Raw genomic sequence first — 25,743 nt, forward strand, 5'->3', positions numbered from 1 at the left:
CGCTCCGGTCAGCCGCGCCCGCCGAGCCGGAAGCGGCCTCGGGTTCGAGGCGGGGCCAACACCGTGCGCAGGAAGGCAATTGCCCCGCCCTTGTCCAAGGGGTCGTTGAGGTTGCCGCACTTGGGCGACTGCACGCACGACGGGCACCCCGAGGCGCACGGGCACGCCTCGATGGCCTCCAGCGTGGCCGCCAGGTGCCGCTCGGCGGCCGCAAAGCCGAGCTCGGCGATCCCTGCCCCGCCGGGGTAGCCGTCGTAGATGACGATGGTCGGGCGCATGGTGTCGGCCTGCAACGCCGTCGACACCCCGCCCACGTCCCAGCGGTCGCAGATGGTGAACAGCGGCAGCATGCCGATTCCGGCGTGCTCGGCCGCGTGCAGGGTGCCCGGCACCTGGGCGGCCACCAAGCCGGCGTCGGAGAGCACGCCCTCGTCGACGGTGTACCAGAACGCCCGCGTCAGCAGCACCGACGGCGGCAGGTCCAGGGGCTCCTCGCCCAGCACCTCACCGGTGCGCAGGTCCTTGCGCTGGTAGCCGGTGACCCGCTCGGTCACCTCCACCGGCCCCACCGCCAGCCGGGCCCGTCCCACTGTGACCGCCCGCTCTTCACCGAGGATGCGGATGTCGGTGTCGGTGCGGGCCTGGGTGATCTCGGAGGGGTCGAGCGGCTCCACCCATGCTGTGCGGTCCTCCAGGTCGAGCCGCTCCACCCGGTAGTGCTGCCCCTGGTGCAGGTACACGGCGCCGGGGTGCACTGACGAGAAGGCCCGGCTCTTGTCGACGGTGCCGATCAACTGCCCCTCGGCCGACACGATGCCGTACTCCTCGTTGGTCCCCGTGCGCAGCCCCACCTGAGCGGCAGGCCGTTCCGGCCGGGCGTACACGGCCCGGCCGTTGCGCAGGCGCAGCACGTCGGCCCGCACCAAGCGGGTGATCGACTCGTCCAGGTCGTCGCCCCACCACCGGTCGTCGTCGTGGGTCAACGGCAGTTCGAACGCCGCGCACGCCACATGGGGGTCGAGCACGAAGGGGTTCGACGGGTTCACCACCGCGGGCTCCGGGGACCGGGCGAACAACTCGGCCGGATGGGCGCAGAACCATTGGTCCAACGCGTCCTCGCCCGCCACCAACACCGCCAACGACCGCTGCTGCGCACGACCCGCCCGCCCCGCCTGCTGCCACATCGAGGCGATGGTCCCGGGGAAGCCGTTGAGGATGCAGGCGTCGAGTGAGCCCACGTCGATGCCCAACTCCAACGCATTGGTGGCCGCCACCCCCCGCAACTCGCCGCCGAACAGCAGCCGCTCGATCTCCCGCCGCTCGGTAGCCAGGTAGCCGCCCCGGTAGGGCCGTACCGACGACGCCAACTTGTCGGGCAACCGCGACTTGGCCGACGCCGCCACCAGTTCCGCCCCCTTGCGCGACCGGGTGAAGGCGATGGCCCGGTAGCCCTCCTGCACCAACGACGCCAGCACCAGCGCCGTCTCCTTGTTCGACGACTCGCGCGCCCCGCTCTCGGCGTCGAGCAGGGGTGGCTGCCACACGCCGAACAGTCGCTCGCCTCGGGGCGAACCGTCGTCGGTCACCTCGGCCACCGGCAGCCCGCACAACGCCGAGGCGAGCTCGCCGGGCTTGCCGATGGTGGCCGAGCCGAAGACGAACGTCGGCGACGAGCCGTAGTGGGCGCACAGCCGCCGCAGCCGTCGCAGCACCTGGGCCACATGGGTGCCGAAGATGCCCCGCAACGTGTGCAGTTCGTCGAGCACCACGTAGCGCAGGCGCATGAGGAACGTGGCCCACCGGGCATGGGCCGGGAGGATTCCAATGTGGAGCATGTCGGGGTTGGTGAGCACCACGTTGGCGTGGCGGCGCACCCACCGGCGCTGCTCCTCGGGCGTGTCGCCGTCGTAGACGGCGGGAGCCATGCCCGGCACGTCCAGGGCCGCGAACGCTCGCAGCTGGTCCTGGGCCAGCGCCTTCGTCGGGTAGATGGCGAGCGCCGTGCCCTTGGCCCCGTCGAGCACGGCCTCGGCGATCGGCACCTGGTAACAGAGCGACTTGCCTGAGGCCGTGCCCGTCGCCACCGCCACCGACTGCCCGGCCCGGGCGAGCTCCACGGCGGCGGCCTGGTGGGTCCACAATCCGCCGCCCGGCAACCGGTCCGCCACCTCCGGGGGCAACGCTGTCGACAGCTCTGCCACCCGGGCGGGGCGGGCCGGGATGCGCTCCAGGTGCACGAGCCGGCCGTCGGCTGCGATCGACTGCACCAGGGCCGCCAGGTCGTGCATGTGCCGACCCTACGGTGGGCACGGTAGGTTTGCAGCCGTCACGCCGCCGGACGACGCGCGCTACCGGCCCGACCAGGAGGAACCAGAGGATGGATCTCGGTCTCGAGGTGGACCCGGACCGCAACGGGTACACGATCCTGTCCGTTCGCGGCGAGGTCGACGTGTACACCGCACCCCGCCTTCGGGAGAAGCTCGTTGAGCTCGTCAGCGAGGGCAAGTACAAGATCGTCGTCGACCTCGAAGGCGTCGACTTCCTCGACTCCACCGGGCTCGGCGTCCTCGTCGGCGGCTTGAAGCGCCTGCGGAGCCACGACGGCGACCTCACCCTCGTCTGCACCCAGCACCGCATCCTCAAGGTCTTCGAGATCACGGGGCTGACCAAGGTCTTCGCCATCCACGAGTCCGTCGACGCCGCAGTCGCGGCGTAGTCGACGCCGGGGATGAGCCTGCTCGACGAATCCGAAGGGGCGATCGAGCTCGAGATCCCCGCTCGCCCCGAGTACGTGGGGCTGGCCCGTCTCGTCGTCTCGTCGCTGGCGTCGAGCCGTCGCGCGCTCGAAGACGATCGCATCGACGATCTCAAGCTGGCCGTCTCCGAGGCGTGCACCAACGCCATCGAGGCCCATGCCGACCACGACGTCGACGAGCGGGTGGTGGTGCGCTGGCGCGAGTCCGGTGACCAACTCGAGGTCCAGGTCGAGGACCGGGGCCGCGGCTTCGACCCCGAGACCCTGCCCGAGCACCCCCCGGTCACCGACCCCGACCGGCTCAACTTCGAGCGCGGCCTGGGCATCCCCTTGATCCGCACCCTGGTCGACGAGGTGGAGTTCGACCCCTCGGAGTCGGGCACCGCTGTCCGCATGGTGATGTTCTGCGGCCCCGCCGACTTGGAGCCGGCCGACATCGACCTGTGGGAGGACGAGGAGCCCGCCTAGTGGCCCTGCGCAAGATGCTCCACAAGCTCACCACCTCGGTGAGCGACCTCGACCGGGAGGACTTGCGCGAGTTCTGCTCCCACGTCCCCGGCACCATCCCCATCGGCGAGGCCAAGGCCCGCCAGGAGATCCGGGTGACGGGTGAGGTCACCTTCGTGCGCATCGTGCCCCGCCCCAACGGTTCGCCGTGGCTGGAGGCCACCGTCAACGACGGCACCGGCTCGCTGGTGGTGATGTGGACGGGCCGCCGGCGGGTGGCCGGCATCCGCGGCGGGCGCCGCCTGATTGTCAGCGGCCGGGGCTCGGCCAGCGGCCCCGGCGGCCGCCTCCTCGTCTACAACCCGGTGTACGAACTGCTGCCGTAGCTCGTGGGGCGGTTCAGCGGCCCACGAGGATGCGCTTTACGTGGTCCTCGGAGTCGGCCGTCACCAAGGCCAGGACCTCGTCGCCCCCGGCGAGCACGGTGTCGCCTCGGGGCACCACCACGTGGCCGCCCCGCACGATGGCTACCACGGTGGCGTCGCGGGGCACCCCGAGCTCGGCGATGGGCTGGCCTACCGCAGGCGAGTCGCCCGCCAGGGTGACCTCGACCAGCTGCGCGTCCTGGAACTGCAGCAGGCGCACCAGCGAGCCGACCGACACCGCTTCTTCCACCAGGGCGGTAAGCAGGTGCGGGGTCGACACCGACACGTCGACGCCCCACGTCTCGTTGAACAACCAGTGGTTCTTGGGGTGGTTCACCCGGGCCACCACCCGGGGCACGGCGAACTCCTGCTTGGCCAGCAACGAGATGACGAGGTTGTCCTCGTCGTCGCCGGTGGCGGCCACCACCACGTCGACCTCGGCCAGGCCCGCCTCGTGCAGCGAGTTGACCTCGCACGCGTCGCCCACGAACCAGTTGACGTCGACGGTGGCCCGGATGCGGGCCACCAAGTCGGGGTCCTGCTCGATCAGCAACACCTCGTGGCCCGCCTGGGCCAGGTCGGCGGCGATGTAGGTGCCGACGTTGCCGGCACCAGCAATGGCAACGCGCATCGTTAGTGGTCCTCCCCGCCCGAACGCAGGCGCTGGTCGAGGTCGTCGAAGGCGTCCTTCATGACGGTGAAGTGCAGGACGTCGCCCTCTTGGCCGACCACGTCGGGGCCGGCCATGCGCACCGTGCCGCCCCGGGTGACCGCCGTCAGCCGGAACTTGTCGGGCTCGCCCATCTCGGCCAGCTTCTTGCCCGCCCACCCCTCGGGCAGCGCCCGCTCGACGATGTTCACGCCGCCGGTGGCGTCTGTCCACTCGGTCGTGCTGCTGTTCTCGAACAGCCGGCGCATGACCTGGTCGGTGGTCCACGTGACGGTGGCCACCGTCGGGATGCCGAGGCGCTGGTAGATCACGGCCCGGCGCGGGTCGTAGATGCGGGCGACGACCTGGGGGATCTCGTAGGTCTCGCGAGCGATGCGCGCCGTGAGGATGTTGGTGTTGTCGCCGCTGGTCACGGCGGCCAGCGCCGAGGCCTCCTGCACCCCCGCCTGCTCGAGGTGGTCGCGGTCGAAACCGAAGCCGAGCACGGCCCGTCCGCTGAACCGTTCAGGCAGGCGCCGGAAGGCGTTGCGGCGTTTGTCGATGACGGCGACCGAGTGGCCGGCGCGGTCGAGGTTCACGGCCAGTTCGGAACCCACCCGGCCGCAGCCGACGACGATTACGTGCATGGCGCCCCATGAAAATCGCTCGGCGTAGCCGGCACAACTCCGGGGGGCGTATCGTCACCCGCCGTGTTCGAATTGCTGAAGCGGCTGCTCGTCGGGCGGCCCCTGTCGACGGCGGAGCAGGAGCACCAACGGCTGCCCAAGTCCGTTGCCCTGGCGACCTTCTCGTCCGACCCCATCTCGTCCACCGCGTACGCCACCGAAGAGATCCTCTTCGTCACCGCCGCGGGCGCATCGAGCCTGGCCCTCGGGCTCTCGAAGCTCGTGCCCATGTCGATCGCCGTCGCCGCGCTGCTGATCATCGTGGTGACGTCGTACCGCCAGACGATCCACGCCTACCCGCAGGGCGGCGGCTCCTACGTTGTCAGCCGCGAGAACCTGGGCAAGTACCCCTCGCTGGTGGCGGGTGCGTCGCTGCTCGTTGACTACATCCTCACCGTGGCCGTATCGGTGTCGGCCGGCGTGGCCGCTCTCATCTCGCTGCCCGCCTTCCACGACTGGCACGACAAGCGGGTGCTGATCTGCCTGGGCTTCGTCGTCGCCCTCACCCTGGGCAACCTGCGGGGCCTCAAGGAGTCGGGGAAGATCTTCGCCGCCCCTACCTACATCTACATCGTCTCCTTGGCCGCGCTGGTGGGCTACGGGCTGTTCCAGGACTTCTTCGGCGACCTCAAGCCGGTGCCGTTCGACCCCGAGCGGGCCAAGCACATCGCCGAGGCGGGCGGGTCGCTCACCTTGTTCATCATCCTGCGGGGCTTCTCGTCGGGCGCCGTGGCCCTTTCAGGCATCGAGGCCTTGGCCGACGGCGTGCCCGCCTTCCGCAAGCCGGAGGCCAAGAACGCCGCCAGCACCCTCACGATCATGGCGGTCATCCTCGGCTTCCTGTTCTTCGGCGTGTCGCTGCTGGCCAGCCACCTGCACCCCATCCCCACCCACGACGAGACCGTCATCTCGCAGATGGCGCGGGCGGTGTTCGGCGAGGGCTTCATGCACGTGCTGCTGCAGTTCGCCACCGCGGGCATCCTCATCCTGGCGGCCAACACGGCCTACGCCGACTTCCCCCGGCTGTCGTCGATCATCGCCCGCGACGGCTACCTCCCCCGGCAGTTCGGCAACCGGGGCGACCGCCTCGTCTACTCCAACGGCATCGTGTTCCTGGCCGTGTTCGCCTCGGTCCTGCTCATCGCCTTCGGCGGCATCACCACGGCGTTGATCCCGCTCTACGCGGTGGGCGTGTTCACCTCGTTCACCCTGAGCCAAGCGGGCATGGTCGTGCGCCACCGCAAGCTCCAGGGCGCCGGGTGGCGGCGCAACATGGCGCTCAACGCCTTCGGCTCGTTCGCCACCTTCACCGTCCTCATGATCGTCAGCGTCACCAAGTTCACCGTGGGGGCCTGGCTGCCGATCGTGGTGATCCCGACCATCGTGGCCATCCTGTTGACCATCAAGGGCCACTACGACTTGGTGGGCAAGGCGCTGGCCATCGCGCCCCACGAGGTGCGGCCCGAGGTCTTCCAGCACACCGTGGTGGTGTTGGTGGGACGGGTACACCGGGGCGTGCTCAAGGCGCTCGGCTACGCCAAGTCCTTGCACCCCGACCACCTGGCCGCCGTCTACGTGTCGTACGAGGACGACGACCGCGAGGACCTCCAGCGCCAGTGGGAGGCCTACAACATCGACGTGCCGCTGGAGATCGTGCACTCGCCGTACCGCGACCTGGTGGAGCCGGTGGAGCGCTACCTCGACGAGCTCGACGCCCGCTGGCACAACGACACCATCACCGTGATCATCCCGGAGTTCGTGATGGGCAAGCTCTACGACCCCCGCAACCTGCTGCACAACCAGAGCGCCTTCGCCTTGAAGGCCGCACTGCTGAACCGGGCGGGCACGGTGGTCACCTCGGTGCCGTACCACGTGGGCGCCGCGTTGGAGGCCGCCAAACGAGGCGCCAAGGACGTGCCCGAACCGCTTTAGACTGCAGCCTCGGTGCGCCGGGAAGCCTGGTCGGCAGTCCCTTCGCCGACCCCCGGAGAGCGCCGTGCGCAGTAGCCCGTCCCGTCTCGTTACCCGCTTCCTCCACGCCGAGGCCGCGGGCGGCGTCGTCCTGCTGGTGGCTGCCGCCGTGGCGCTGGTGTGGGCCAACTCGCCATGGGACCACGGCTACCACTCGGTGTTCAACCACGACGTCCAGCACTGGGTGAACGAAGGCCTGATGACGGTGTTCTTCTTCGTCGTGGGGCTGGAGATCAAGCGGGAGCTGGTGGCGGGCGAGCTGCGCGAGTGGCGCACGGCCGCCGTGCCCGCCGTCGCCGCCGTGGGCGGCATGGTGGTGCCCGCCCTGTTTTACGTGGTGGTGGCCCGTGACCGCGGGTGGGGCATCCCCATGGCCACCGACATCGCCTTCGCCGTCGGGCTGATGGCGCTGTTGGGGCGACGGGTGCCCGGCAGCCTCAAGTTGTTCCTGCTGACGCTGGCTGTCGTCGACGACATCGGCGCCATCTTGGTCATCGCCCTCTTCTACAGCGCGGGCGTCAAGCCCCTGTTCCTGCTCGGCGCGGCCGCGGCCGTCGCCCTCGTCTTCGTGGTGCGCAACCGGCCCGTGCTGGCCCTTGTCGCCGGCGTGCTGGTGTGGGCGGCGCTCTACAACTCCGGCGTGCACGCCACCTTGGCGGGCGTCGTCGTCGGCCTCATGCTCCCGCAGGCCACCGTCGAAGGGCTGGAGGACCGGCTGCATCCGTGGTCGGCCTTCCTCGTGGTCCCGCTGTTCGCATTGGCCAACGCGGGCGTGCGCCTCGACAGCGAGTCCATCGGCAACGCCGTCGAGTCGCCCATCGCCATCGGCGTGGTGCTCGGCCTGGTGGTGGGCAAGCCGGTGGGCATCGCCCTGGCTTCGTGGGCGGCCGTGCGCTCGGGGCTGGGCACGTTGCCGCGGGGTGCGTCGTGGCCGCAGCTGATCGCCACCGGCGCCGTGGCGGGCGTGGGCTTCACCGTGTCGTTGTTCGTGACCGGCCTGGCCTTCCCCGATCCGGCGGTGGCGGCCACCGCCATCGTGGGGGTGCTGGCGGCCTCCGCCCTGTCGGCCGTCCTGGGCATTGCCGGCTTGACGTTTTGGGGGACCAAAACCTAATTTCTGCGCTCGGCGAATATGGATCTCACTCTTTCGAAGTCCGAGCGCGAGACGCTGAAGGCCATCTACCGGCAATCGGTCAGCGGGGACGCCCACACGGGTGACCTGGCCGAGGCCCTGGGGGTCAGCCCTGGCACGGTGACGGCCACGATCAAGCGGTTGGCCGAACGCGACCTGGCGGAGCACAAGCCGTACCGGGGAGTGCTGCTCACTCCGGTCGGGCGCCGGGTTGCGGTGGGGGCCATCCGCCGCCACCGCATCGTGGAGCGGTTCCTGGCCGACATGCTCGGCTACGCCTGGAACGAGGCCGACCGCTTGGCCGGCTCGTTCGAGCACGACCTCCCGCAAGAGGTGGAGGACCGGCTGTACGTCGCCCTCCATCGCCCCGCCACCTGCCCGCACGGGTTCCCCATCCCGGAGCCCGAGGTGCTCGACATCCCCGAGCTGCCGCCCCTCTACGACCTGGAGCCCGGCGACATCGCCGTAGTGGCCGTGCCCGGCTCCACCGACCCCGAGGTCATCACCTTCCTCGACACCCTGGGCCTGCGCCCGGGCGTGCGGGTGGAGGTTCGGGAGAAGCACCCCTTCGACGGTCCGCTGGTGCTGCGGGTCGAAGGCCACGACCGCACCGTGGGCGAACGAGTCGCCCGCCAGATCTACGTACGCAAAGAAGACGAAGCAGAGAGAAAGGAATCAGCATGAACAACCTCCTCCTCGCCAGTGAAGGGGGGTATCAGGAGTTCACATTGGGGGGAGCCGAATGGTTCTGGCTCGTGTTCTCCGCCGGTACCGCCGTACTGGCGCTCATCGTGGGCTTCGTCCTGATGAAGGGCGTCCTGGCCGCCGATCAGGGCACGCCGAAGATGATCGAGATCGCCACGGCGATCCAAGAGGGCGCCATGGCCTACTTGCGGCGCCAGTTCAAGACCATCGGCTACATCCTGATCCCGTTGGTGGCCATCGTCTTCTTCACGTCGACGGCCGTCGACCGGCCCGACGGCAGCCACGCGCTGAGCTTCATGGAGTCGGGCATCTTCCGCACCGCGGCGTTCGTCGCCGGCTGCTTCATGTCCGGCCTCACCGGCTTCATCGGCATGGGCTTGGCCGTGCGCGGCAACGTGCGCACCGCCGCCGCGGCCCGCACCGGCTCGCTGCCCGCGGCGCTGAAGGTGGCGTTCCGCACCGGCGGCGTGGCGGGCATGTTCACCGTGGGCCTCGGCCTGCTGGGCGCCACGGTCATCATCATGCTGTTCCAGAACACCAGCTCGGCCATCCTGGTCGGCTTCGGGTTCGGCGGCTCGCTGCTCGCCCTGTTCCTCCGGGTCGGTGGCGGCATCTTCACCAAGGCGGCCGACGTGGGCGCCGACCTGGTGGGCAAGGTCGAGGCGGGCATCCCCGAGGACGACCCCCGCAACCCGGCCACCATCGCCGACAACGTGGGCGACAACGTGGGCGACTGCGCTGGCATGGCGGCCGACCTGTTCGAGTCCTACGAGGTCACCCTGGTGGCCTCGATCATCCTCGGCGTGGCGGCGTTCGAGTCGCTCGGAATCGCCAACCCGGTGGCGGGCCTGATCTTCCCGGTGGCCGCTCGTGCCATCGGCGTGCTGGCGTCGATTGTCGGCGTGTTCATGGTGCGAGCCACCGACAAGGACAAGTCGGCCATGGCGCCGATCAACCGCGGCTTTTTGACCGCAGGCCTGCTCACCGTGGTGGGCACCGCCTTCGTGGCGCTGACCTACGTGGGCAACGACAACAACAACAACGCCGGCTGGCGCATGCTCGGCGCTGTGGTCATCGGCCTGGTGCTGGCGCAGGTGGCCAGCCGCCTGACCGAGTACTTCACCTCGACCGAGACCCGCCCCGTGCGGGAGATCGCCGAGGCCGCCCGCACCGGCCCCGCCACCACCGTGCTCGCCGGCATCAGCTCCGGCCTGGAGTCGACGGTGTACGCCATCATCGCCATCGCAGGCGCCATTGCTGTGGCCGTCGGCCTGGGTGACGGCAACATCCAGGTCAGCTTCTTCCTGGTCGCCCTCACCGGCATGGGCATGCTGGCAACCACCGGCGTGGTCGTGTCGGAGGACACCTTCGGCCCGGTGGCCGACAACGCCGCAGGCATCGCCGAGATGTCGGGCGAGTTCAGCGGCGAGGCCGAGCGCATCATGGTCAGCCTCGACGCCGTGGGCAACACCACCAAGGCCGTCACCAAGGGCTTCGCCATCGGCTCGGCGGTCATCGCCGCGGTGGCCCTGTTCGCCTCGTTCATCGAGACGATCGGCGACGAGTTGCCCGAGCTCATCGCGCCCGGTGAGAACGTCTTCCAGGCCATCCAGATCAACGTGGCCGACCCCAAGACGTTCATCGGCCTGCTGATCGGCGGTTCGGTGGCCTTCATGTTCTCCGCCCTCGCCATCCGCGCCGTGGGCCGGACGGCGGGCGTGGTGGTGCAGGAGGTGCGCCGGCAGTTCGCCGACGGCGGGATCATGGCCGGGACCAAGCGCCCCGACTACGGCCCCGTCATCGACATCTGCACGGCGGCGTCGCTGCGGGAGCTGGCCACCCCGGCCCTGTTGGCGGTGCTGACCCCGGTCATCATCGGCTTCGGCATCAACTTCTACGCCCTCGGTGCGTTCCTCGCCGCCGTCATCCTCACCGGCCAGCTCATGGCCAACTTCCTGTCGAACTCGGGCGGCGCCTGGGACAACGCCAAGAAGTACATCGAGGACGGCCACGAGGGCGGCAAGGGCTCGGAAGCGCACAAGGCCGCCGTCATCGGCGACACCGTGGGCGACCCCTTCAAGGACACCGCAGGCCCCGCCCTCAACCCGCTCATCAAGGTGATGAACCTGGTGTCGCTGCTGATCCTGCCCGCGGTCATCTCGCTGCAGGACAACGACGGCGCCCGCTACCTCATCGCCGGCGTGTCGCTGGTCGTGCTGATGATCGCCATCGGCTTCTCCAAGCGGAAGACCGACGGCGTGGACGAGGCCGGCGCGGCCGCTGCTCCGGTGCATGCCGTCAGCCCTGGCGACCCGCCCCGCAAGCTGGCCGTCGACGCCCTCGACCGCTGGATCATGGACCTCGGCGACGAGGATGCCGACCTCCGCAAGCAGTTGCGTGAGGCCAAGTCGGCCATCGAGTCGAACGTCACCGCCTGAGACTTTCCGTTCTGGCACCGAGATCACGGCTTGTACGGCGTGATCTCGGTGCCAGAAGCGCGTCTCAGGACCGACGTACCCCTGCGGGAACGGACACGCTCAGCAGCTTGTGTTCACGTTGACGAGGCACGGCCCCGCGATCGGGACGTCCGCTGTATGGGTGGTACCTGCCACTGTCACCCTGACCGTGTCGTTCGTGTCGTTCCCTGGCTCCACCAGCACGATCGGGCATGTCCCCAACACACCCACGCAGGGCGAGGACGCCGGTGTCGTCCTTGCGGTGGCGACGTCGGCCTCTCGAACAACGATTGTGGCGTCGGTGATCCCCAGTGGGCAGGGGCCGGGCCCCGAGACCCACGCGCATGTGTGGTTGTCGACGTTCACCCTGGTCTCGGTGTCGCCGTCCAGCGGACTGTTCACTGTTGTGACGGGGGCGTCGTTCTCCGTGCCCGTCCGGAAGACGTTCATGCCGACTGTGCCCACCTGGACTGTGCCGAAGACCGAGGTCCCGAGATGGCCGGGGTCGTCGGAATGGACAACCCGGTTGAGGCAATCGAGGGCAAGGACCGTGGACGCGCCCCGGTCCGCCTCGCACTGGATGCCGACCGAACTGGTGGCCAATGGGTTGAACACCGTGATCCGGCCGCCGGTGGCCTCGGGTGAGCTGCTGCCGGTCGGCGTCGTGCTGTAACACAGCGCCAGTCCCGAGGAGCCGTTGTCGACGCCGAGTGACACGGGGACTGCGCCTGGGGTCATGGTCGAGCAGGATGTCGAAAACCCGCTGTTGTCGGCGAACGCGGGTGCGATGGTTGCGACGCCCATGCCGATCCCGAGCGCGACGACGACAGGTGCCTTCAGTCGTTTCATGTCTGCCTTTCACGATGAGTCATGGAGGCAGCCGCTGGCTCGACCCCCAAATGGATGTGTGCGGGGGCAGCGGCGATCAAGACGACTTCGTTGTCCCCCCGCTCGACTGTCTACGAGGGCGAGACGGCCGATCCCTTCCTCGGTTCCCGTTGGGGCACACTTCCCGCCATGGCTGTGCTCGGGTGGGTGCTCTGTTGGATGTGGGTCGGCGTCGCCGTGTGGGTGTTCTTCGACGCCCGCCGGCGGGGGCGGACCGCCGTCTGGCACGCCGTGGCCACGGGACTCCTCCCAGGCGTAGGCCTGGCCGTCTACATGGGCACACGGGAGGCGGGCAGGCGGGACGACGACGACCGCCTCTCCCCGAGCGGTCACCTGCTCCTTCGAGAGCTCACTTCTGAGGTCGAGCGCCTCCGCGCCGAGCTCGACGCAGTTCGAGGAACACCGGGATCAGCGACAGCAGGATGATGAAGCCGATCACCGGCAGCAGGTACTTGTCGATGTCGGGGATGGTGTCGCCCAGGATGTAGCCGAGCGACGTCACGCCCACCGCCCAGATGAACCCACCGAGGATGTTGAAGCGGACGAACGTCCGGTACTCCATCGTCCCCACGCCGGCGAGGATCGGGGCGAACGTGCGCACGATGGGCACGAACCGAGCCAGCACGATCGTCTTCGAGCCGTACTTGTCGAAGTAGGCTTGGGCCTTCTCCAGGTTCTCGTGCTTGAACAGCCGCGACTCTGGCCGCCGGAACAGGGCGGGCCCCACCCGGTTCCCGAAGGCGTAGCCCACCTGATCGCCCGCCACCGCCGCCACGAAGCAGCCCACCAGGATCAGCGGGAAGTTCAGCTTGCCCTGGGAGGCCAGCAGCCCGGCGGTGAACAGCAGCGAGTCGCCGGGCAGGAAGAACCCGATGAGCAGCCCCGACTCGGCGAACACGATGGCGAACAAGCCGATGGTCCCGACCGTCTCGATCAAATGCTCAAGATGCACGGCGCAGGAGGCTAGGGGTCTGGGCAGGTGATCGCCGCATCGGCGGTGAACACCCAACCGTCGACCTAGGGGGGAACCACCATGAAGAAAGTCGCTTTTGTCGCGGCCGCAGCGGTGTTCGCTGCACTGCTGGCGCCGGCTGCTCGCAGCGCCGTCGTGCCTGTAGCTCGGGGCGCCGAGCCCGTCGTGCTCACCGGGGCGCAGCTCCCCACGTGGTCGCGCCTGCCCGCCGCGGGCAGCGCCCTGCCGTGGCCCACCGGATTCCTTGACGGCGTGCGCGACGCCCACCACGGCACGCTCGTCGTCCCGCCCGACGTGCGCACCGGCGTCGACCCCGACGAGATCGTGGCCTACAAGTGGGACGGCGCCTGGGTCGAGGTGCCCGTGCAGGTCGACCAGCGCTTCCCGTACTTCCTGGCCAACGCCAACTCCGACTTCGCCATGTACTCCGCCGTCGACGAAGAGCTCACCTACCAGTGGGACGTCGAGCGCTGGAAGATGACCGCAGGCAGTTGCGCCACGGCCTTCCCGCCCGGTGCGTCGACCATGGCCGACCCGGTGCCCACCCTCGACGACGACGACGAGCTGGTGTTCATGGCGTCGGACGCAGGCGGCCAAGCCCCGCCCGCCTCCCGCCCTGCGGGCACCGTGGGGGAGCGCCAGGACGTCACGCTGGCCGACCCGCTCGACCCGACCAACGTCCGCCACGTCTACCTGTTCCGCAACCCCACCGGGCCGACGACCACCACGAGCTACGTCGACTACGACCGTGACGCCGACGCCGACGAGTGGATCGACCGCGACAGCTTCACCGCCGATGACCCCGAGAAGCTCGGCAGCAGCAACACCGGCTACGGGCCCAACCTGGGCGGCGACGTGTGCGATCCCGGCGGCACAATCCGCAGCTCGACCGACCGCTTCCCCCGCGACGGCGTGACCGTCACCACCGACGCCTACACCTGGCGAGCCACCGGCCGCTGGATGGTGCGCGGCATCCAGGTCGCCAACGCCGGCGGGTACGGCCCCGACCTCATCGACCGGTGGAAGGGCCGGGCCTTCCAGCAGAGCCCCGATTCGTCGATCTCCGTCGTCGGCTTCGAGGACGAGCAGGTCAACTGGGAGGCCAACTCCATCCTCTTGGGCGAGCGCACCGGTCCGGTGCGGGCCATCCGGGAGACGTGGGGCGCCGACTCCGGCACCAACGTGACCAAGACCGAGACCTTCTATCGCGACGCCGTCACCTACCGGTACCGGGTGCGCGTGCACCCCATCCCCCCCGACGGCCTCTACACGTCGTGGGACTACAACGCCAACGTCGCCACCACGTACTACAACGCCATCAAGCCGAGCGGCGTGGCCATCGACGGCGTGAACGACGACGTGGGCAACGTCGACCAGGTGGGCGGGCAGCCCGCTTTCTTCGACGCTCCCGACCCCACATTCAATGCCCCGTTGTCGGTCATGAACTGGGAGCAGGTGTCGGGTGCAGGCGACGCAGGCTCGCTCGTCTACATCATGGAGTTGAAGGGGGCGACGTCGGCCGCCAACCCCGCCGTGGTGCCGTACTACCGCGACGACAAGTGCCTCGACGACGGCACCGGCGACAACCCGGTGGCCCGCCCGTACCCGGGTGACGCCAGCACCGACGCCAATGTGAAGGCCGGTTACGAAGCGGCCAACGGCGGCACGCCGTACGCCTCGCTCACCTGCGACCAGAAGCAGGGGGCGTGGGGCAGCCACGGCGTGCACTTCTTCGTCACCCACGACAGCGACAACGCATTCACACCCAAGACGACGACCGAAGTGGACGCCCAGCAGTGGCAGTTCGCCGTCCCGACGGCGGCCCCGACCAACGTGGGCGACCCCTACGCCAACGTGGTCAAGGCCAAGCTCGTGGCTGCGGCGGTCCCGCAGGACGCAGGCCCCTGACGCGGGCGCGGGCGGGGCTGTATTGACAGTCCCGCCCCCGTCTGCTGACCTCGAAAAACCATGCCCAAGCCCCTCGTCATCGTGGAATCGCCGGCCAAGGCGAAGACCATTGCCGGCTTCCTCGGCGGCGATTTCGTCGTGGAGTCGTCGATCGGCCACATCCGCGACCTGCCTCGCAACGCCGCCGACGTCCCGCCCGCATTGAAGGGCGAGCCGTGGGCGCGGCTGGGCGTCGACGTCGACAACGGGTTCAAGCCGCTGTACGTGGTGTCCCGCGAGAAGAAGGACCAAGTCAAGAAGCTCAAGGCGCTGCTGAAGGACGCCAGCGAGCTCTATCTCGCAACCGACGAGGACCGCGAAGGCGAGTCGATCGCGTGGCACCTGTTGGAGGTGCTGAACCCGCCGGCCAACATCCCGGTCAAGCGCATGGTGTTCCACGAGATCACCCGCCCCGCCATCGAGCGGGCCGTGAGCGAGTGGCGCGAGCTCGACCGCCGGCTGGTCGACGCCCAGGAGGCACGGCGCATCCTCGACCGCCTGTTCGGCTACGAGGTGTCGCCTGTCCTCTGGAAGAAGGTCATGCCGAAGCTGTCGGCGGGCCGGGTGCAGAGCGTCGCCACCCGCATCCTCGTCGAGCGCGAGCGGGCCCGCATGCGCTTCCGGGCCGCGGGCTACTGGGACCTCGAGGGCACGTTCACCAAGGAGGCCGACGCCTTCACCGCCGGGCTCGTCAGCATCGACGGCAAGCGGCTGGCGACCGGCAAGGACTTCGACGAGTCGGGCACGCCCAAGGCGAGTGTCGTGGTGCTCGACGAGCCTGCGGCGCGGTCGCTGGCCGAGCGGCTGGGCGGCGCCGAGATCGCCGTGCGCTCGGTCGAGGAGAAGCCGTTCAAGACCTCGCCCAAGCCGCCGTTCATGACCTCGACGTTGCAGCAGGAGGCGGGCCGCAAGCTGCGCTTCTCGTCGCAGCGCACCATGCAGGTCGCCCAGCGACTGTACGAGAACGGCTACATCACCTACATGCGCACCGACAGCACCACCTTGTCGGAGACGGCGCTGACCGCGGCCCGCACCCAGGCCGCCGAGCTCTACGGCGCCGACTACGTGCCCGACGCGCCGCGGCGGTACGAGAAGAAGGTCAAGAACGCCCAGGAGGCCCACGAGGCCATCCGTCCGGCGGGCGACTCCTTCCGCCGCCCCGAGCAGGTGGCCCGTGAGGTGGGCGCCGACGAGGCCCGCCTGTACGAGCTCATCTGGAAGCGCACCGTGGCCTCGCAGATGAAGGACGCCGCGGGCCAGCGCGTGCAGGTGCGCCTGGGCGGGCGGTCGAGCGCAGGCGAGGACGCCGAGTTCGCGGCCAGCGGCCAGGTCATCACCTTCCCCGGCTACATGCGGGCCTACGTCGAGGGCTCCGACGATCCCGACGCCGAACTGGAAGACCGCGAGGTGCGGCTGCCCGCCATGGCCGCCGGTGACGCCCTCGGGCTGGCCGGGCTGGAGGCCAAGGGGCATTCGACCCAGCCGCCTGCCCGCTACACCGAAGCCTCGCTGGTGCGGGCGCTGGAGGAGATGGGCGTGGGCCGGCCGTCCACCTACGCCTCGATCATCGGCACCATCCAAGACCGCGGCTACGTGTGGAAGAAGGGCACGGCGCTGGTGCCGTCGTTCACCGCCTTCGCCGTGGTGGGGTTGTTGGAGCGGCACTTCCCCAAGCTCGTCGACTACGCCTTCACCGCCGACATGGAGTCCGAGCTCGACGAGATCGCCGCGGGCGGCGAAGAAGCCGTGCCGTGGCTGACCTCGTTCTACTTCGGGAACGCGAGCGGCGTGCCCGGGTTGAAGCAGCTCGTGTCGGACCACCTCGGCGAGATCGACGCCCGCGAGGTGAACTCCATCCCCGTCAACGACGAGATCATGGTGCGGGTGGGGCGCTACGGCCCGTACGTGCAGCGGGGCGACGAGCGGGCATCCGTGCCCGAAGACCTGGCGCCCGACGAGCTGACCGCCGAGAAGGCCGAGGAGCTGCTGTCGGCGCCCAGCGGCGACCGCGTGTTGGGGGAGGACCCCGAGGCCGGGCTGCCGGTGGTGGCCAAGGCCGGGCGCTACGGGCCGTATGTGCAGTTGGGCGAAGGCGACGCGGGGTCGAAGACCAAGCCCCGCACGGCGTCGCTGTTCAAGTCGATGACGCTCGACTCGGTGACGTTGGAGGATGCGCTGCGGCTGTTGCAGTTGCCGCGGGTGGTCGGGGTCGACCCCACTGACGGCAAGGAGATCACCGCCCAGAACGGGCGCTACGGGCCGTACATCAAGAAGGGCACCGACTCGCGCTCGATCGAGTCGGAGGAGCAGTTGCTGACGATCACGCTGGAGGAGTGCCAGGCGGTCTTCGCCCAGCCCAAGCAGCGGGGGCGGGGCGCGGCCGCGGCGCCGCCGTTGCGCGAACTGGGCGACGACCCGGTGAGCGGCAAGCCGGTGGTGCTGAAGGAAGGCCGCTTCGGGCCGTACGTGACCGACGGCGAGACCAACGCCTCGCTGCGCAAGGGCGACAGCGTCGAGGAACTCACCCCGGAGCGGGCCGCCGAACTGCTGGCCGACCGCCGCGCCGCAGGCCCGCCCAAGAAGAAGGCGGGCCGCACCACCAAGAAAGCCGCCAAAGCCCGCCGTTAACCCCCGTCCCGAGTACATGGCGTACGGAATCCGTACGCCGTGTACTCGGGAGTGGGGGTGGTGCCCCACTACCCTGTGCGCACTGTGGCGGAGCCCACCCTCGACCCCGTCGACCCGTTGCCCGACCGCGCCTCGACCATCCGCCTGTTCGGCACCCCCTCCTTCTTCCGGTTGTGGGTGGCCCAAGTGGTGTCGTCGATGGGCGACTGGATCGGGTTCGTCGCCGTGGCTGCCATCGCCGCCCGCATCGGCGGGTCGTCGCCGGAGGCCGCTGTCGGCCTCGTCCTGTCGGCCCGGCTGATCCCGGGGTTCTTCCTCGCCCCGGCCGCGGGCGTGCTGGTCGACCGGTGGGACCGCAAGCGGGTCATGGTCATGTGCGACATCGGCCGCGGCCTGGTGCTCGCCACCCTGCCGTTCGTCGACACCATCCCGGGCCTGTTCTTCGTCTCCCTGCTGCTCGAAGTGCTGACGCTGCTGTGGTCGCCGGCCAAGGAGGCGTCGGTCCCCAACCTGGTGCACGCCGACGCCCTGGCCACGGCCAACTCCCTTTCGTTGATCGCCGCCTACGGCACCTTCCCCATCGCCTCGGCCCTCTTCGCGGGCATGGCCAAGGTGGCCGAGTGGCTGTCGCGCTACGACAGCCTCGATGCCCTGCGACTGAGCCAGGAGACGGTGGCCATCTGGTTCGACGTGCTGACGTTCTTCGTCTCCGCCCTGCTCATCGCCACCGTCGCCCTGCCACGCACGCCCAAGGTCGACCGCCCCCGCGGCATCGACTTCCGCCAGACCTTCCGAGAACTGGCCGAAGGCTGGCGCTTCATCGGCCAGAACGCCGTGGTGCGCTCGGTCATCGTCGGCCTGGCCACCGGCCTCATCGGCGGCGGCATGGTGGTGCCGCTCGGCCCCGTCATGTCGAGCGAGGTCTTCGGCGCGGGCACGGCGGGCTTCGGCCTCCTGCTCACCGCCCTGGGCACCGGCGTGGCGCTCGGCATCATCGGCCTCTCCGTGATCCAGAAGCGAGTGCCGCATGCCCGCCTGTTCGTGTGGGCGCTGGTCGGCGCGGGCGCCTGCATCGTGGCCGGCGCCTCGATGTCGTCGCTCACCCCGGCCCTTGCTTTCGTGTCGGTGCTCGGGCTCTGCGCGGGCGCCGTCTACATCCTCGGCTTCACCCTGCTGCAGACGAACGTGGAGAACGAACTGCGGGGCCGCATCTTCGCCACCCTCTACACGCTCATCCGCTTCTGTCTGCTGCTGTCGTTCGTGGTGGCGCCCGCCCTCTCGTCGTTGCTCGACGACCTCTTCGAGGGGATCGAAGGGGCCCGCCTCACCCTCTGGTTCGGCGGGTCGATCATCCTCATGGCCGCCCTGCTGGCCCAGCGGTCGTTGCGCACCAGTCGATGAGCAGGTTCATCGCCTTCGAGGGCGGCGACGCCTCGGGCAAGTCGACGCAGGCGGCGCTGCTGGCCAGCCGCCTCGGGGCCGTCCTCACCCGCGAGCCGGGCGGCACCGCCGTGGGCGAACGGGTGCGTGACCTCTTGCTCGACCCCGCCCTGGTCGACCTCGACCCCCGGGCCGAGGCGTTGTTCATGGCGGCGGCCCGGGCTCAGCACGTGGCCGAGGTCATCCGTCCCGCCCTCGACGCCGGACGCGACGTGGTGACCGACCGCTACGCGGGCTCGTCACTGGCGTACCAGGGCTTCGGCCGCGGCCTCGACATCGACGCCGTGCGGGCCTTGTCGGAGTTCGCCACCGGCGGGCTGTGGCCCGACGTCGTGGTGCTGCTCGACGTGCCCGACGACGTGGCCCGCCAACGCCTCGGCGTGCTCGACCGCTTCGAAGCGGCAGGCGCCGACTTCCACCACCGGGTCGTCGAAGGCTTCCGCGCCCTGGCCGCCGCCGAGCCCGAGCGGTGGGTCGTCGTCTCGGGAGTCGGTAGCGTCGACGAGGTGACGGAACGGGTCTGGCAGGCGGTGGGCGCGAGTGGCTGAGGCTTCTGGTGGGGGAATCCCGCGCCAGGACGCGGGATTCCCCCACCAGAACACGCTCTACGCCGGCGTGGTGGGCCAAGAGGCCGCCGTGGCTGCCTTGCACGCCGCGGCGCGGGCGCCCGTGCACGCCTACCTGTTCGTGGGGCCGCCGGGAACGGGCAAGCGCACCGCCGCCCGTTCGTTCGCCGCCTCGCTGTTGTGCGCCACCGGCGGGTGCGGCATCTGCACCGAGTGCACCCGCGCCCTGGCGGGCACGCACCCCGACCTCGTGCTCTACGAACGGGCGGGCGCCCGCATGGCCGTCGACGACGCCCGCGAGATCACCCGGCTGGCGGCCCGTTCCCCGGTCGAGGGCCACCGCAAGGTCATCGTCATCCCCGAGTTCCACCTCGCCGCACCCATCGCCGCCGCCCTGCTGAAGACCATCGAGGAACCGCCGGAGAGCACGGTGTTCGTGGGGCTGGCCGAGTCGGTGCCCGCCGACTTCGTGACCATCGCCAGCCGCTGCGTGCGCATCGCCTTCCGCCCGGTGCCCGAGCAGGTGCTGGTCGAAGCGCTGGTGGCCGAAGGGGTCGATGCCGACACCGCCCAGTCCGTCGCCGTGGCCGCCGAGGGACGCATCGACCGCGCCCGCCTGCTCGCCTCCGACCCCGGCTTCGCCGAACGGCGGGCGCTGTGGCAAGGCGTGCCCGACCGCCTCGACGACACCGGCGCCACCGCCGCCAAGCTGGTCGACGAACTGCTGGCCTCCCTCGACACCATCGTCGAGCCCCTGGCCGCCCGCCACACCGAAGAGTTGGCCCAACTCGACGCCCGGGCCAAGGCCTACGGCGAGCGCGGACTGGGTCGCAAGGAGATGACCGAGCGCCACAAGCGGGAGCAGCGGCGGGTGCGCACCGACGAGTTGCGCTTCGGCCTGTCGACGCTGGCGGGCGCCTACCGCGACCGCCTGCTGGCGGGCGGGCGGGCCGACGGCGCCCTCGCCGCACTGGAGGCGATCACCGCCGCCAACGACGGCCTGGTCCGCAACCCCAACGAGGTGCTGCTGCTGCAGGCGCTTCTCCTGAAGTTGGGCCAGGTGGGCGTTGCTAACCTACGACCCGCGCCCGGGTAGCTCAGTCGGCAGAGCAACGCACTCGTAATGCGTAGGTCGGGGGTTCGAATCCCCCCTCGGGCTCCATCACGCCGTCAGCCTGCGGGCGTTTTCGCTCGCTGCGCCGGCGTGCGCCGCGTAACGCTGCAGATGAGCGAGCGTCGCCGTCTCGGTGCCGGTGAGCGACCGCACCCGCTTGGCGAACCCGTCGAGGCGGGACCGGACCAGCCACTCGGCGACCTCGGGGGTTGTCGACCACCGTCGTCGGTTCGCCAGCTCCACCACCATCCGCTCCGGCCAGTGGGACGGCACCGACAGCGGCGCGATCGGCGCGCAGAGGCGGTTCTTCTCGCCGTCGTCGTCGAGCACTGCCTCGACGCGGGCGATCAGCGCTGCGCTGAACACCGGTTGGCACAGCCGCACGAACTGCAGCGTGATGCGGTCGCCTTCGAACACCGGCCTGGTCGGCCGCGTCGGGATGCCGACGGCTGAGCAGTCGACATGGAGGCAATCGCCGCTCGTCGGTACCTCGCCCCCGGCGAGGACGATCCGCTCGGCCTCGATGCGAGTCACGCGGCCGAGGCGCACGATGTCGCGGATGCGGCGGAGCTCGTCGAGCTCGGCGTCGCTGACGATGGCGCAGTGGTAGGCCGTCGGGGTGACCAACGGGTCGATGCGCCGAACCTCGTCGGCCGCTTCGAGCCGTAGGAACAGGTCGTCGACCGACTCGGCCCCGGCCAGCGCTTCCACCTGGTCGGCCAGGCCCTTCGCCGCCCGCTCCAGGAACTCGTCGCCCGGTTGGTAGTTGGCTCGGTTCAGCAACCAGGAGTCCCTCGGCATGATCCAGCGGATGCAGTCGGGCTCCGCGCCGTTGGCGAGCAGCCAGAGGCAGGCGTCCATGCCCGTCTTGCCCGCGCCGATCACGACGTAGCGCCGGAACTCAGGTGCCCGCCGGGGGAGGTCGTTTACGGGCACGAAGGCGACCTCGGGATCGACGGCGAACGTCGGCGTGTGCGTCGACGGCACGGCGACCCTGGAATAGGTGGCATCGACGAGCTTGCCTGCCCTGACCTCGGTGCGCCTGCCCGACAGCAGCGAGACCACGTCGCCGCTGTCGGCCACTTCGCTCATGGGCAGGTACTGCACGCGGCCCGAGGGGAGGAAGCGCTCCCTCATGACGAGGTCGAAGTGGCTGAGCACCTCGGCGCCGGAGGCCAAGTCGTAGAACCCCTTGTTGAGCCCGGCTTCGTCCTTGGCGCCGGAACCGAGCGGACGGGATTCGACGCCGTAGGTTGCCGCAGGCTGGTGCAGGCGAACGAACGGGTACGCGTGGGTCCAGTGGCCGCCCGGCCGATCGTGGCGATCGACGATGGCCATCGTCGCCTCCGACTCGGTGAGCATGGTGTCGGCAAAGGCCATCCCCGTGGCGCCCGCGCCGACGATCAGGTAATCGACGTCAACGGTCACGCCCCCACCTGCCCGTCGACCAGCTCCCGGATGAGATCGGCGTGCCCGTTGTGGCGGGCGTACTCCTCGATCATGTGGGTGTAGATCCACCGAAGCGAGCACGGCTCACCGTGTCGCACCCCGGTGTCGTCGAGGCCGAAGCGGGCGGCCGCCGTGCGGCTGTGCTCGCACTCGGCCTGCCACGTGGCCAGGTCGGCCTCCCAGTCGGCGTCGTCGAGGGGGACGAGCTCGCTGTCGGGGATTGTGCGGTCGTACCAGATGGGCGGGGCGCTTTCCTGCAGCAGCACCCGGCGGAACCAGTTGCGCTCCACCTCGCCCATGTGACGCACCAGCCCGTGCAGTGACAGCGCCGAGGTCGCCACCGGCCGGGCCTTGCGCCCGGCGTCGTCGAGCCCCTCGCACTTGAGCAGCAGGGTGGTGCGGTGGAACTCCAGCCAGCCTTCGAGCATCTCCCGTTCGGGAAGGACGAACGAGGGCTCCTGGCGGCGCGGGTCCTGCAGCTCTTCGACCATGACTGTGGAGTCTGCCGCGTGCTACGGTTTGAGCACTCGCTTAAAGCAGGTGCTCAAGATGGCCCAGGACACCAGGCAACGCATCGTCGAGGCGGCGTTGGCCACCCTGAAGCAGGACGGCTACGCGGGCACCAGCGCCCGGGCCGTGGCCCGCACCGGCGGCTTCAACCAGGCCCTCGTCTTCTACTACTTCGGCTCGGTCAACGAACTGCTGCTGGCCGCCCTCGACGCCACCAGCGACCGGCGCATGGCCCGCTACCAAGCGGCCTTGGCCGAGGTGCAGACCTTGCCCGAACTGTTCCGGGTGGCGGGCGACGTCTACCGCGAGGACCTGGCCGAGGGGCACATCACCGTGCTGGCCGAACTGCTGTCGGCCCCCGACCTGCGACCCGAGATCTCGGCTCGCATCGTGCCGTGGGCCGCGTTCACGGAGGCGGCCATCGTGCGGGTGCTGGGCGACTCACCGGTGGCCGAACTGGTGCCACCGCGCGACCTGGCCTACGGCATCGTCGCCCTCTACCTGGGCATCGAGCTCTTGACCCACCTCGACGGCGACGACAGCCGGGCCGAGTCGCTGTTCGCCGCGGGCACCAACGTGGCCTCGATGCTGGGCGCCTTCCTGGGGACGGCCTGATGCCGCGCATCTACCTGGAGACCGTCGTCGCAGCCGAGCGCCAACTCGTCTACGACCTCTCGCTCGACGTCGACGTGCACATGGGCTCGACGCGCCCGTCGAACGAACAGGCCGTGCTCGGCATCACGCACGGCCGCATGACACTGCACGACGAGGTCACGTGGAAGGCCCGACACTTCGGCATCACCTGGCGGGTGCGCTCGCGCATCACGGCCGCCGAGCCGCCCACCACGTTCACCGACGAGATGCAGTCGGGGCCGTTCCGCCGCTGGTGCCATGTGCACCGCTTCGAGGCGCACCCCGCGGGGACCCTGATGGTCGACGAGGTCGACTACGCCGCGCCGGTGCCCGTGCCCGTCCTGCACGGCTACATGGTGCGCCTGCTCCAAGCCCGTAACCACCACATCCGCACCTTGGCGGAAGGAGGCCGGGCATGACCGAGCGCATCGCCATGCACCAGGAGTGGAACTCGCTGTCGTTCGTGCACTGGGCCTACGACCCCGCCGTGGTGCAGGCGCTGCTGCCGCCCGGCCTCACCGTCGAGACCTACGACGGCAAGGCGTGGGTAGGCCTCATCCCCTTCGACCTACGCATCCGCCCCCGGTGCACGCCGTACGTGCCGTGGGCGTGCGCCTTCCCGGAGACCAACGTCCGCACCTACGTGCGCGGCCCCGACGGGCGCACCGGCATCTGGTTCCTGTCTCTCGACGCCGCCCGCCTGGGCGCCGTGGCCGTCGCCCGCGCCACGTTCCGCCTGCCCTACATGTGGGCCCGCATGCGGGTCACAACCACCCCGACCACACGCACCTACGAGTCGACCCGCCGCCGGCCGCATCGTCGGGCGCACTCGTCGGTGGTGCTCGACGTGGGCGCTCCGAGGGCGACCGACGACCTGGCCGCCTTCCTCACCACCCGTTTCCTCATGTGGACCCGCCGGGGCGAGCACTACACCGTGGTGCAGGCCCAGCACGAGCCGTGGCGCCTCCGCCACGGGACGGTCAGGGCGCTCGACCCGGGCCTGCTGGTGGCCGACGGCCTGCCCGCGCCGACGGGCGAGCCGGTCGTGCACGTGGCCGACGATCTGGCCGTCACCCTTCGCCCTCGCACCGGTCTGGGAACCACCACCGCCGGGTAGTGTCGACCGCATGGCCGACCAAGCCCGGTTCGCCGAACAGGCGATGGAGTACATGCCGTCGCTGTACTCCGCGGCCCTGCGCATGACCCGCAACCCGGCCGACGCCGAGGACCTGGTGCAGGAGACCTACCTCAAGGCCTACCGCGCCTTCGCCGGCTTCGAGCAGGGCACCAACCTCAAGGCCTGGCTCTACCGCATCCTCACCAACACGTTCATCAACATGTACCGGGCCAAGAAGCGCCGGCCCGAGATGACCGACGTCGACGACGTCGAGGACCTCTACCTCTACCACCGCCTGGGCGGCCTGGAAGCCGCTGCCGCCGGGCGCAGCGCCGAGGAAGAGGTGCTCGACCGTTTCACCGACGACGAGGTGAAGGACGCCCTGGAGTCGCTGCCCGAGCAGTTCCGCATGGCGGTGCTGCTGGCCGACGTGGAGGGTTTCTCATACAAGGAGATCGCCGAAATCCTCGACATCCCGATCGGCACGGTCATGAGCCGGCTGCACCGGGGAAGAAGGGCGCTGCAAAAGACGTTGTACGAGTTCGGTATGCAACACGGCCTTGTCGGGGAGCGCTGATGGACGACCACATTCCCGACAAGCCCGAGTGCGACGACGCCGTCCACCGGCTCTACCACTTCCTCGACGGCGAGCTCACGGGCGACAAGCGCCAGCAGATCCAGCAGCACCTCGACGCCTGCCTGCCGTGCCTGGAGGCGTTCGACTTCGAGGCCGAGCTTCGCCTCGTCATCGCCCAGAAGTGTCGCGACCAGGTGCCCGAGGCGCTGCGAGAGCGCATCGCTCAGGCCATCGACCACGAAGCGACCTTTGGCACATCCGAGGGCGGAATACCGACTCCCTAGCGGACGTTTGCTTGGGAGATGAGCGAACGTTCCGTTGCAGGGACCCCGTTCAACGGGGGCGGGCGACCGTCGAGGTCGTTCGGGAGGAATCGGGTGTGCAAGGAGCCGGGCTGCGAAACCCGCCTCTCGATGTACAACTCCGGCAAGTACTGCTCGCAGCACGAGCCCCTGACGGTGCCTCGCACCCGGGGCAAGAAGATCGCCTGACCGGCATTTCGACCTCGCCGGCGACGCCACCTACGATCAGCCCCCATGGACCCGATCCTGGCTGCGAAGGTCTGGCACTACTGGCTGTCGTTCGTCCTGTTCGGCACAGGGGTGCTGGCCGCCCTCGCCCTCGTCGTCGGCTATCTCGTGAAGGTGACCTCGCAGAAGCACCCCCGGCGGTAGA

Annotated in this window: 25 protein-coding genes and 1 tRNA gene; 19 read left to right on the plus strand and 7 right to left on the minus strand. The window is 69.8% G+C overall.

Annotated features, from left to right (window positions below; translation table 11 throughout):
* Positions 1-8 precede the first annotated feature (8 nt).
* Positions 9-2,288, minus strand: coding sequence for a DEAD/DEAH box helicase (locus VM938_09795; protein HVF75330.1), 2,280 nt, complete (start codon positions 2,286-2,288; stop codon positions 9-11).
* An 89-nt stretch (positions 2,289-2,377) separates the two neighbouring features.
* On the opposite strand from VM938_09795, the gene VM938_09800 reads away from it, so the two are divergent.
* The 3 genes from VM938_09800 to VM938_09810 are packed head-to-tail and all read left to right on the plus strand — an operon-like array spanning position 2,378 to position 3,588.
* Positions 2,378-2,716: an STAS domain-containing protein gene (locus VM938_09800; GenBank protein HVF75331.1), complete on the plus strand. Its 339-nt coding sequence runs from the start codon at positions 2,378-2,380 to the stop codon at positions 2,714-2,716.
* 12 nt (positions 2,717-2,728) lie between these two features.
* Complete coding sequence (locus VM938_09805; GenBank protein HVF75332.1) at positions 2,729-3,223, plus strand: ATP-binding protein; 495 nt, start codon at positions 2,729-2,731, stop codon at positions 3,221-3,223.
* Positions 3,223-3,588, plus strand: a complete 366-nt coding sequence (locus tag VM938_09810) for a DNA-binding protein (GenBank protein HVF75333.1) — start codon at positions 3,223-3,225, stop codon at positions 3,586-3,588. Before VM938_09805 ends, VM938_09810 begins: the two co-directional genes overlap by 1 nt.
* Positions 3,589-3,601: 13 nt before the next feature.
* Here VM938_09810 and VM938_09815 read toward each other — a convergent pair whose 3' ends face one another.
* Entirely contained in the window at positions 3,602-4,258 is a 657-nt protein-coding gene (locus VM938_09815; protein ID HVF75334.1) for a TrkA family potassium uptake protein, read from the minus strand.
* Between the two features lie 2 nt (positions 4,259-4,260).
* Complete coding sequence (locus VM938_09820; GenBank protein ID HVF75335.1) at positions 4,261-4,923, minus strand: TrkA family potassium uptake protein; 663 nt, start codon at positions 4,921-4,923, stop codon at positions 4,261-4,263.
* A 63-nt stretch (positions 4,924-4,986) separates the two neighbouring features.
* Here VM938_09820 and VM938_09825 point away from each other — a divergent pair, with 63 nt between their 5' ends.
* The 4 genes from VM938_09825 (at position 4,987) to VM938_09840 (ending at position 11,208) form a co-directional block, all read left to right on the plus strand.
* The gene (locus VM938_09825) at positions 4,987-6,894 is read left to right on the plus strand and encodes an APC family permease (GenBank protein HVF75336.1); all 1,908 of its coding nucleotides are present in this window, start codon (positions 4,987-4,989) and stop codon (positions 6,892-6,894) included.
* Positions 6,895-6,958: 64 nt separating this feature from the next.
* The gene (gene nhaA / locus VM938_09830) at positions 6,959-8,047 is read left to right on the plus strand and encodes a Na+/H+ antiporter NhaA (protein ID HVF75337.1); all 1,089 of its coding nucleotides are present in this window, start codon (positions 6,959-6,961) and stop codon (positions 8,045-8,047) included.
* An 18-nt stretch (positions 8,048-8,065) separates the two neighbouring features.
* Positions 8,066-8,749 carry a metal-dependent transcriptional regulator gene (locus VM938_09835; GenBank protein ID HVF75338.1) on the plus strand — a complete coding sequence of 228 codons (684 nt, stop codon included), beginning with the start codon at positions 8,066-8,068 and terminating at the stop codon, positions 8,747-8,749.
* Positions 8,746-11,208 (plus strand): sodium-translocating pyrophosphatase, encoded by a 2,463-nt coding sequence (locus tag VM938_09840; protein ID HVF75339.1) that lies wholly within the window; start codon positions 8,746-8,748, stop codon positions 11,206-11,208. Before VM938_09835 ends, VM938_09840 begins: the two co-directional genes overlap by 4 nt.
* Before the next feature lie 99 nt (positions 11,209-11,307).
* On the opposite strand, the gene VM938_09845 is transcribed toward VM938_09840, so the two are convergent.
* Positions 11,308-12,075, minus strand: coding sequence for a hypothetical protein (locus VM938_09845; protein ID HVF75340.1), 768 nt, complete (start codon positions 12,073-12,075; stop codon positions 11,308-11,310).
* A gap of 388 nt (positions 12,076-12,463) precedes the next feature.
* On the minus strand, positions 12,464-13,066 hold the full coding sequence (locus VM938_09850) for a VTT domain-containing protein (protein ID HVF75341.1): 603 nt from the start codon (positions 13,064-13,066) through the stop codon (positions 12,464-12,466).
* A gap of 81 nt (positions 13,067-13,147) precedes the next feature.
* On the opposite strand from VM938_09850, the gene VM938_09855 reads away from it, so the two are divergent.
* The 6 genes from VM938_09855 (at position 13,148) to VM938_09880 (ending at position 20,830) form a co-directional block, all read left to right on the plus strand.
* Positions 13,148-14,995, plus strand: coding sequence for a hypothetical protein (locus VM938_09855; GenBank protein HVF75342.1), 1,848 nt, complete (start codon positions 13,148-13,150; stop codon positions 14,993-14,995).
* Between the two features lie 60 nt (positions 14,996-15,055).
* Positions 15,056-17,662, plus strand: coding sequence for a type I DNA topoisomerase (gene topA, locus VM938_09860; protein HVF75343.1), 2,607 nt, complete (start codon positions 15,056-15,058; stop codon positions 17,660-17,662).
* A gap of 84 nt (positions 17,663-17,746) precedes the next feature.
* The gene (locus VM938_09865) at positions 17,747-19,063 is read left to right on the plus strand and encodes an MFS transporter (GenBank protein HVF75344.1); all 1,317 of its coding nucleotides are present in this window, start codon (positions 17,747-17,749) and stop codon (positions 19,061-19,063) included.
* Positions 19,060-19,650 (plus strand): dTMP kinase, encoded by a 591-nt coding sequence (gene tmk / locus VM938_09870; protein ID HVF75345.1) that lies wholly within the window; start codon positions 19,060-19,062, stop codon positions 19,648-19,650. The genes VM938_09865 and tmk overlap by 4 nt, the downstream gene beginning before the upstream one ends.
* A complete protein-coding gene (locus VM938_09875) occupies positions 19,643-20,764 on the plus strand; it encodes an ATP-binding protein (protein ID HVF75346.1) in 1,122 nt (373 codons plus the stop codon). The genes tmk and VM938_09875 overlap by 8 nt, the downstream gene beginning before the upstream one ends.
* Positions 20,755-20,830, plus strand: a tRNA-Thr gene (locus VM938_09880). Before VM938_09875 ends, VM938_09880 begins: the two co-directional genes overlap by 10 nt.
* On the opposite strand, the gene VM938_09885 is transcribed toward VM938_09880, so the two are convergent.
* Both VM938_09885 and VM938_09890 read right to left on the minus strand, forming a co-directional pair.
* Positions 20,831-22,210 carry an NAD(P)-binding protein gene (locus tag VM938_09885; GenBank protein ID HVF75347.1) on the minus strand — a complete coding sequence of 460 codons (1,380 nt, stop codon included), beginning with the start codon at positions 22,208-22,210 and terminating at the stop codon, positions 20,831-20,833.
* Positions 22,207-22,722: a DinB family protein gene (locus VM938_09890; protein ID HVF75348.1), complete on the minus strand. Its 516-nt coding sequence runs from the start codon at positions 22,720-22,722 to the stop codon at positions 22,207-22,209. The genes VM938_09885 and VM938_09890 overlap by 4 nt, the downstream gene beginning before the upstream one ends.
* A gap of 28 nt (positions 22,723-22,750) precedes the next feature.
* Here VM938_09890 and VM938_09895 point away from each other — a divergent pair, with 28 nt between their 5' ends.
* From VM938_09895 to VM938_09920, 6 genes are all read left to right on the plus strand, one after another.
* Positions 22,751-23,356, plus strand: a complete 606-nt coding sequence (locus VM938_09895; protein HVF75349.1) for a TetR/AcrR family transcriptional regulator — start codon at positions 22,751-22,753, stop codon at positions 23,354-23,356.
* Positions 23,356-23,793: an SRPBCC family protein gene (locus VM938_09900; GenBank protein ID HVF75350.1), complete on the plus strand. Its 438-nt coding sequence runs from the start codon at positions 23,356-23,358 to the stop codon at positions 23,791-23,793. Before VM938_09895 ends, VM938_09900 begins: the two co-directional genes overlap by 1 nt.
* A complete protein-coding gene (locus VM938_09905; protein HVF75351.1) occupies positions 23,790-24,491 on the plus strand; it encodes a DUF2071 domain-containing protein in 702 nt (233 codons plus the stop codon). Before VM938_09900 ends, VM938_09905 begins: the two co-directional genes overlap by 4 nt.
* A gap of 10 nt (positions 24,492-24,501) precedes the next feature.
* The gene (locus tag VM938_09910) at positions 24,502-25,068 is read left to right on the plus strand and encodes a sigma-70 family RNA polymerase sigma factor (protein HVF75352.1); all 567 of its coding nucleotides are present in this window, start codon (positions 24,502-24,504) and stop codon (positions 25,066-25,068) included.
* Entirely contained in the window at positions 25,068-25,352 is a 285-nt protein-coding gene (gene rsrA / locus VM938_09915; GenBank protein HVF75353.1) for a mycothiol system anti-sigma-R factor, read from the plus strand. Before VM938_09910 ends, rsrA begins: the two co-directional genes overlap by 1 nt.
* Positions 25,353-25,604: 252 nt before the next feature.
* Positions 25,605-25,742 (plus strand): hypothetical protein, encoded by a 138-nt coding sequence (locus tag VM938_09920; GenBank protein ID HVF75354.1) that lies wholly within the window; start codon positions 25,605-25,607, stop codon positions 25,740-25,742.
* Position 25,743 lies beyond the last annotated feature (1 nt).

The sequence above is a fragment of the Acidimicrobiales bacterium genome (assembly GCA_035536915.1).
GTDB lineage: Bacteria > Actinomycetota > Acidimicrobiia > Acidimicrobiales > JAHWLA01 > JAHWLA01.

Bases quoted from the DNA above. Each gene is read 5' to 3' on its own strand.
- VM938_09795 (HVF75330.1), bottom strand. From the start codon at position 2,288: ATGCACGACCTGGCGGCCCTGGTGCAGTCGATCGCAGCCGACGGCCGG.
- VM938_09800 (HVF75331.1), top strand. From the start codon at position 2,378: ATGGATCTCGGTCTCGAGGTGGACCCGGACCGCAACGGGTACACGATC.
- VM938_09805 (HVF75332.1), top strand. From the start codon at position 2,729: ATGAGCCTGCTCGACGAATCCGAAGGGGCGATCGAGCTCGAGATCCCC.
- VM938_09815 (HVF75334.1), bottom strand. From the start codon at position 4,258: ATGCGCGTTGCCATTGCTGGTGCCGGCAACGTCGGCACCTACATCGCC.
- VM938_09820 (HVF75335.1), bottom strand. From the start codon at position 4,923: ATGCACGTAATCGTCGTCGGCTGCGGCCGGGTGGGTTCCGAACTGGCC.
- VM938_09835 (HVF75338.1), top strand. From the start codon at position 8,066: ATGGATCTCACTCTTTCGAAGTCCGAGCGCGAGACGCTGAAGGCCATC.
- VM938_09840 (HVF75339.1), top strand. From the start codon at position 8,746: ATGAACAACCTCCTCCTCGCCAGTGAAGGGGGGTATCAGGAGTTCACA.
- VM938_09845 (HVF75340.1), bottom strand. From the start codon at position 12,075: ATGAAACGACTGAAGGCACCTGTCGTCGTCGCGCTCGGGATCGGCATG.
- VM938_09855 (HVF75342.1), top strand. From the start codon at position 13,148: ATGAAGAAAGTCGCTTTTGTCGCGGCCGCAGCGGTGTTCGCTGCACTG.
- topA (HVF75343.1), top strand. From the start codon at position 15,056: ATGCCCAAGCCCCTCGTCATCGTGGAATCGCCGGCCAAGGCGAAGACC.
- tmk (HVF75345.1), top strand. From the start codon at position 19,060: ATGAGCAGGTTCATCGCCTTCGAGGGCGGCGACGCCTCGGGCAAGTCG.
- VM938_09890 (HVF75348.1), bottom strand. From the start codon at position 22,722: ATGGTCGAAGAGCTGCAGGACCCGCGCCGCCAGGAGCCCTCGTTCGTC.
- VM938_09900 (HVF75350.1), top strand. From the start codon at position 23,356: ATGCCGCGCATCTACCTGGAGACCGTCGTCGCAGCCGAGCGCCAACTC.
- VM938_09905 (HVF75351.1), top strand. From the start codon at position 23,790: ATGACCGAGCGCATCGCCATGCACCAGGAGTGGAACTCGCTGTCGTTC.
- VM938_09910 (HVF75352.1), top strand. From the start codon at position 24,502: ATGGCCGACCAAGCCCGGTTCGCCGAACAGGCGATGGAGTACATGCCG.
- rsrA (HVF75353.1), top strand. From the start codon at position 25,068: ATGGACGACCACATTCCCGACAAGCCCGAGTGCGACGACGCCGTCCAC.
- VM938_09920 (HVF75354.1), top strand. From the start codon at position 25,605: ATGGACCCGATCCTGGCTGCGAAGGTCTGGCACTACTGGCTGTCGTTC.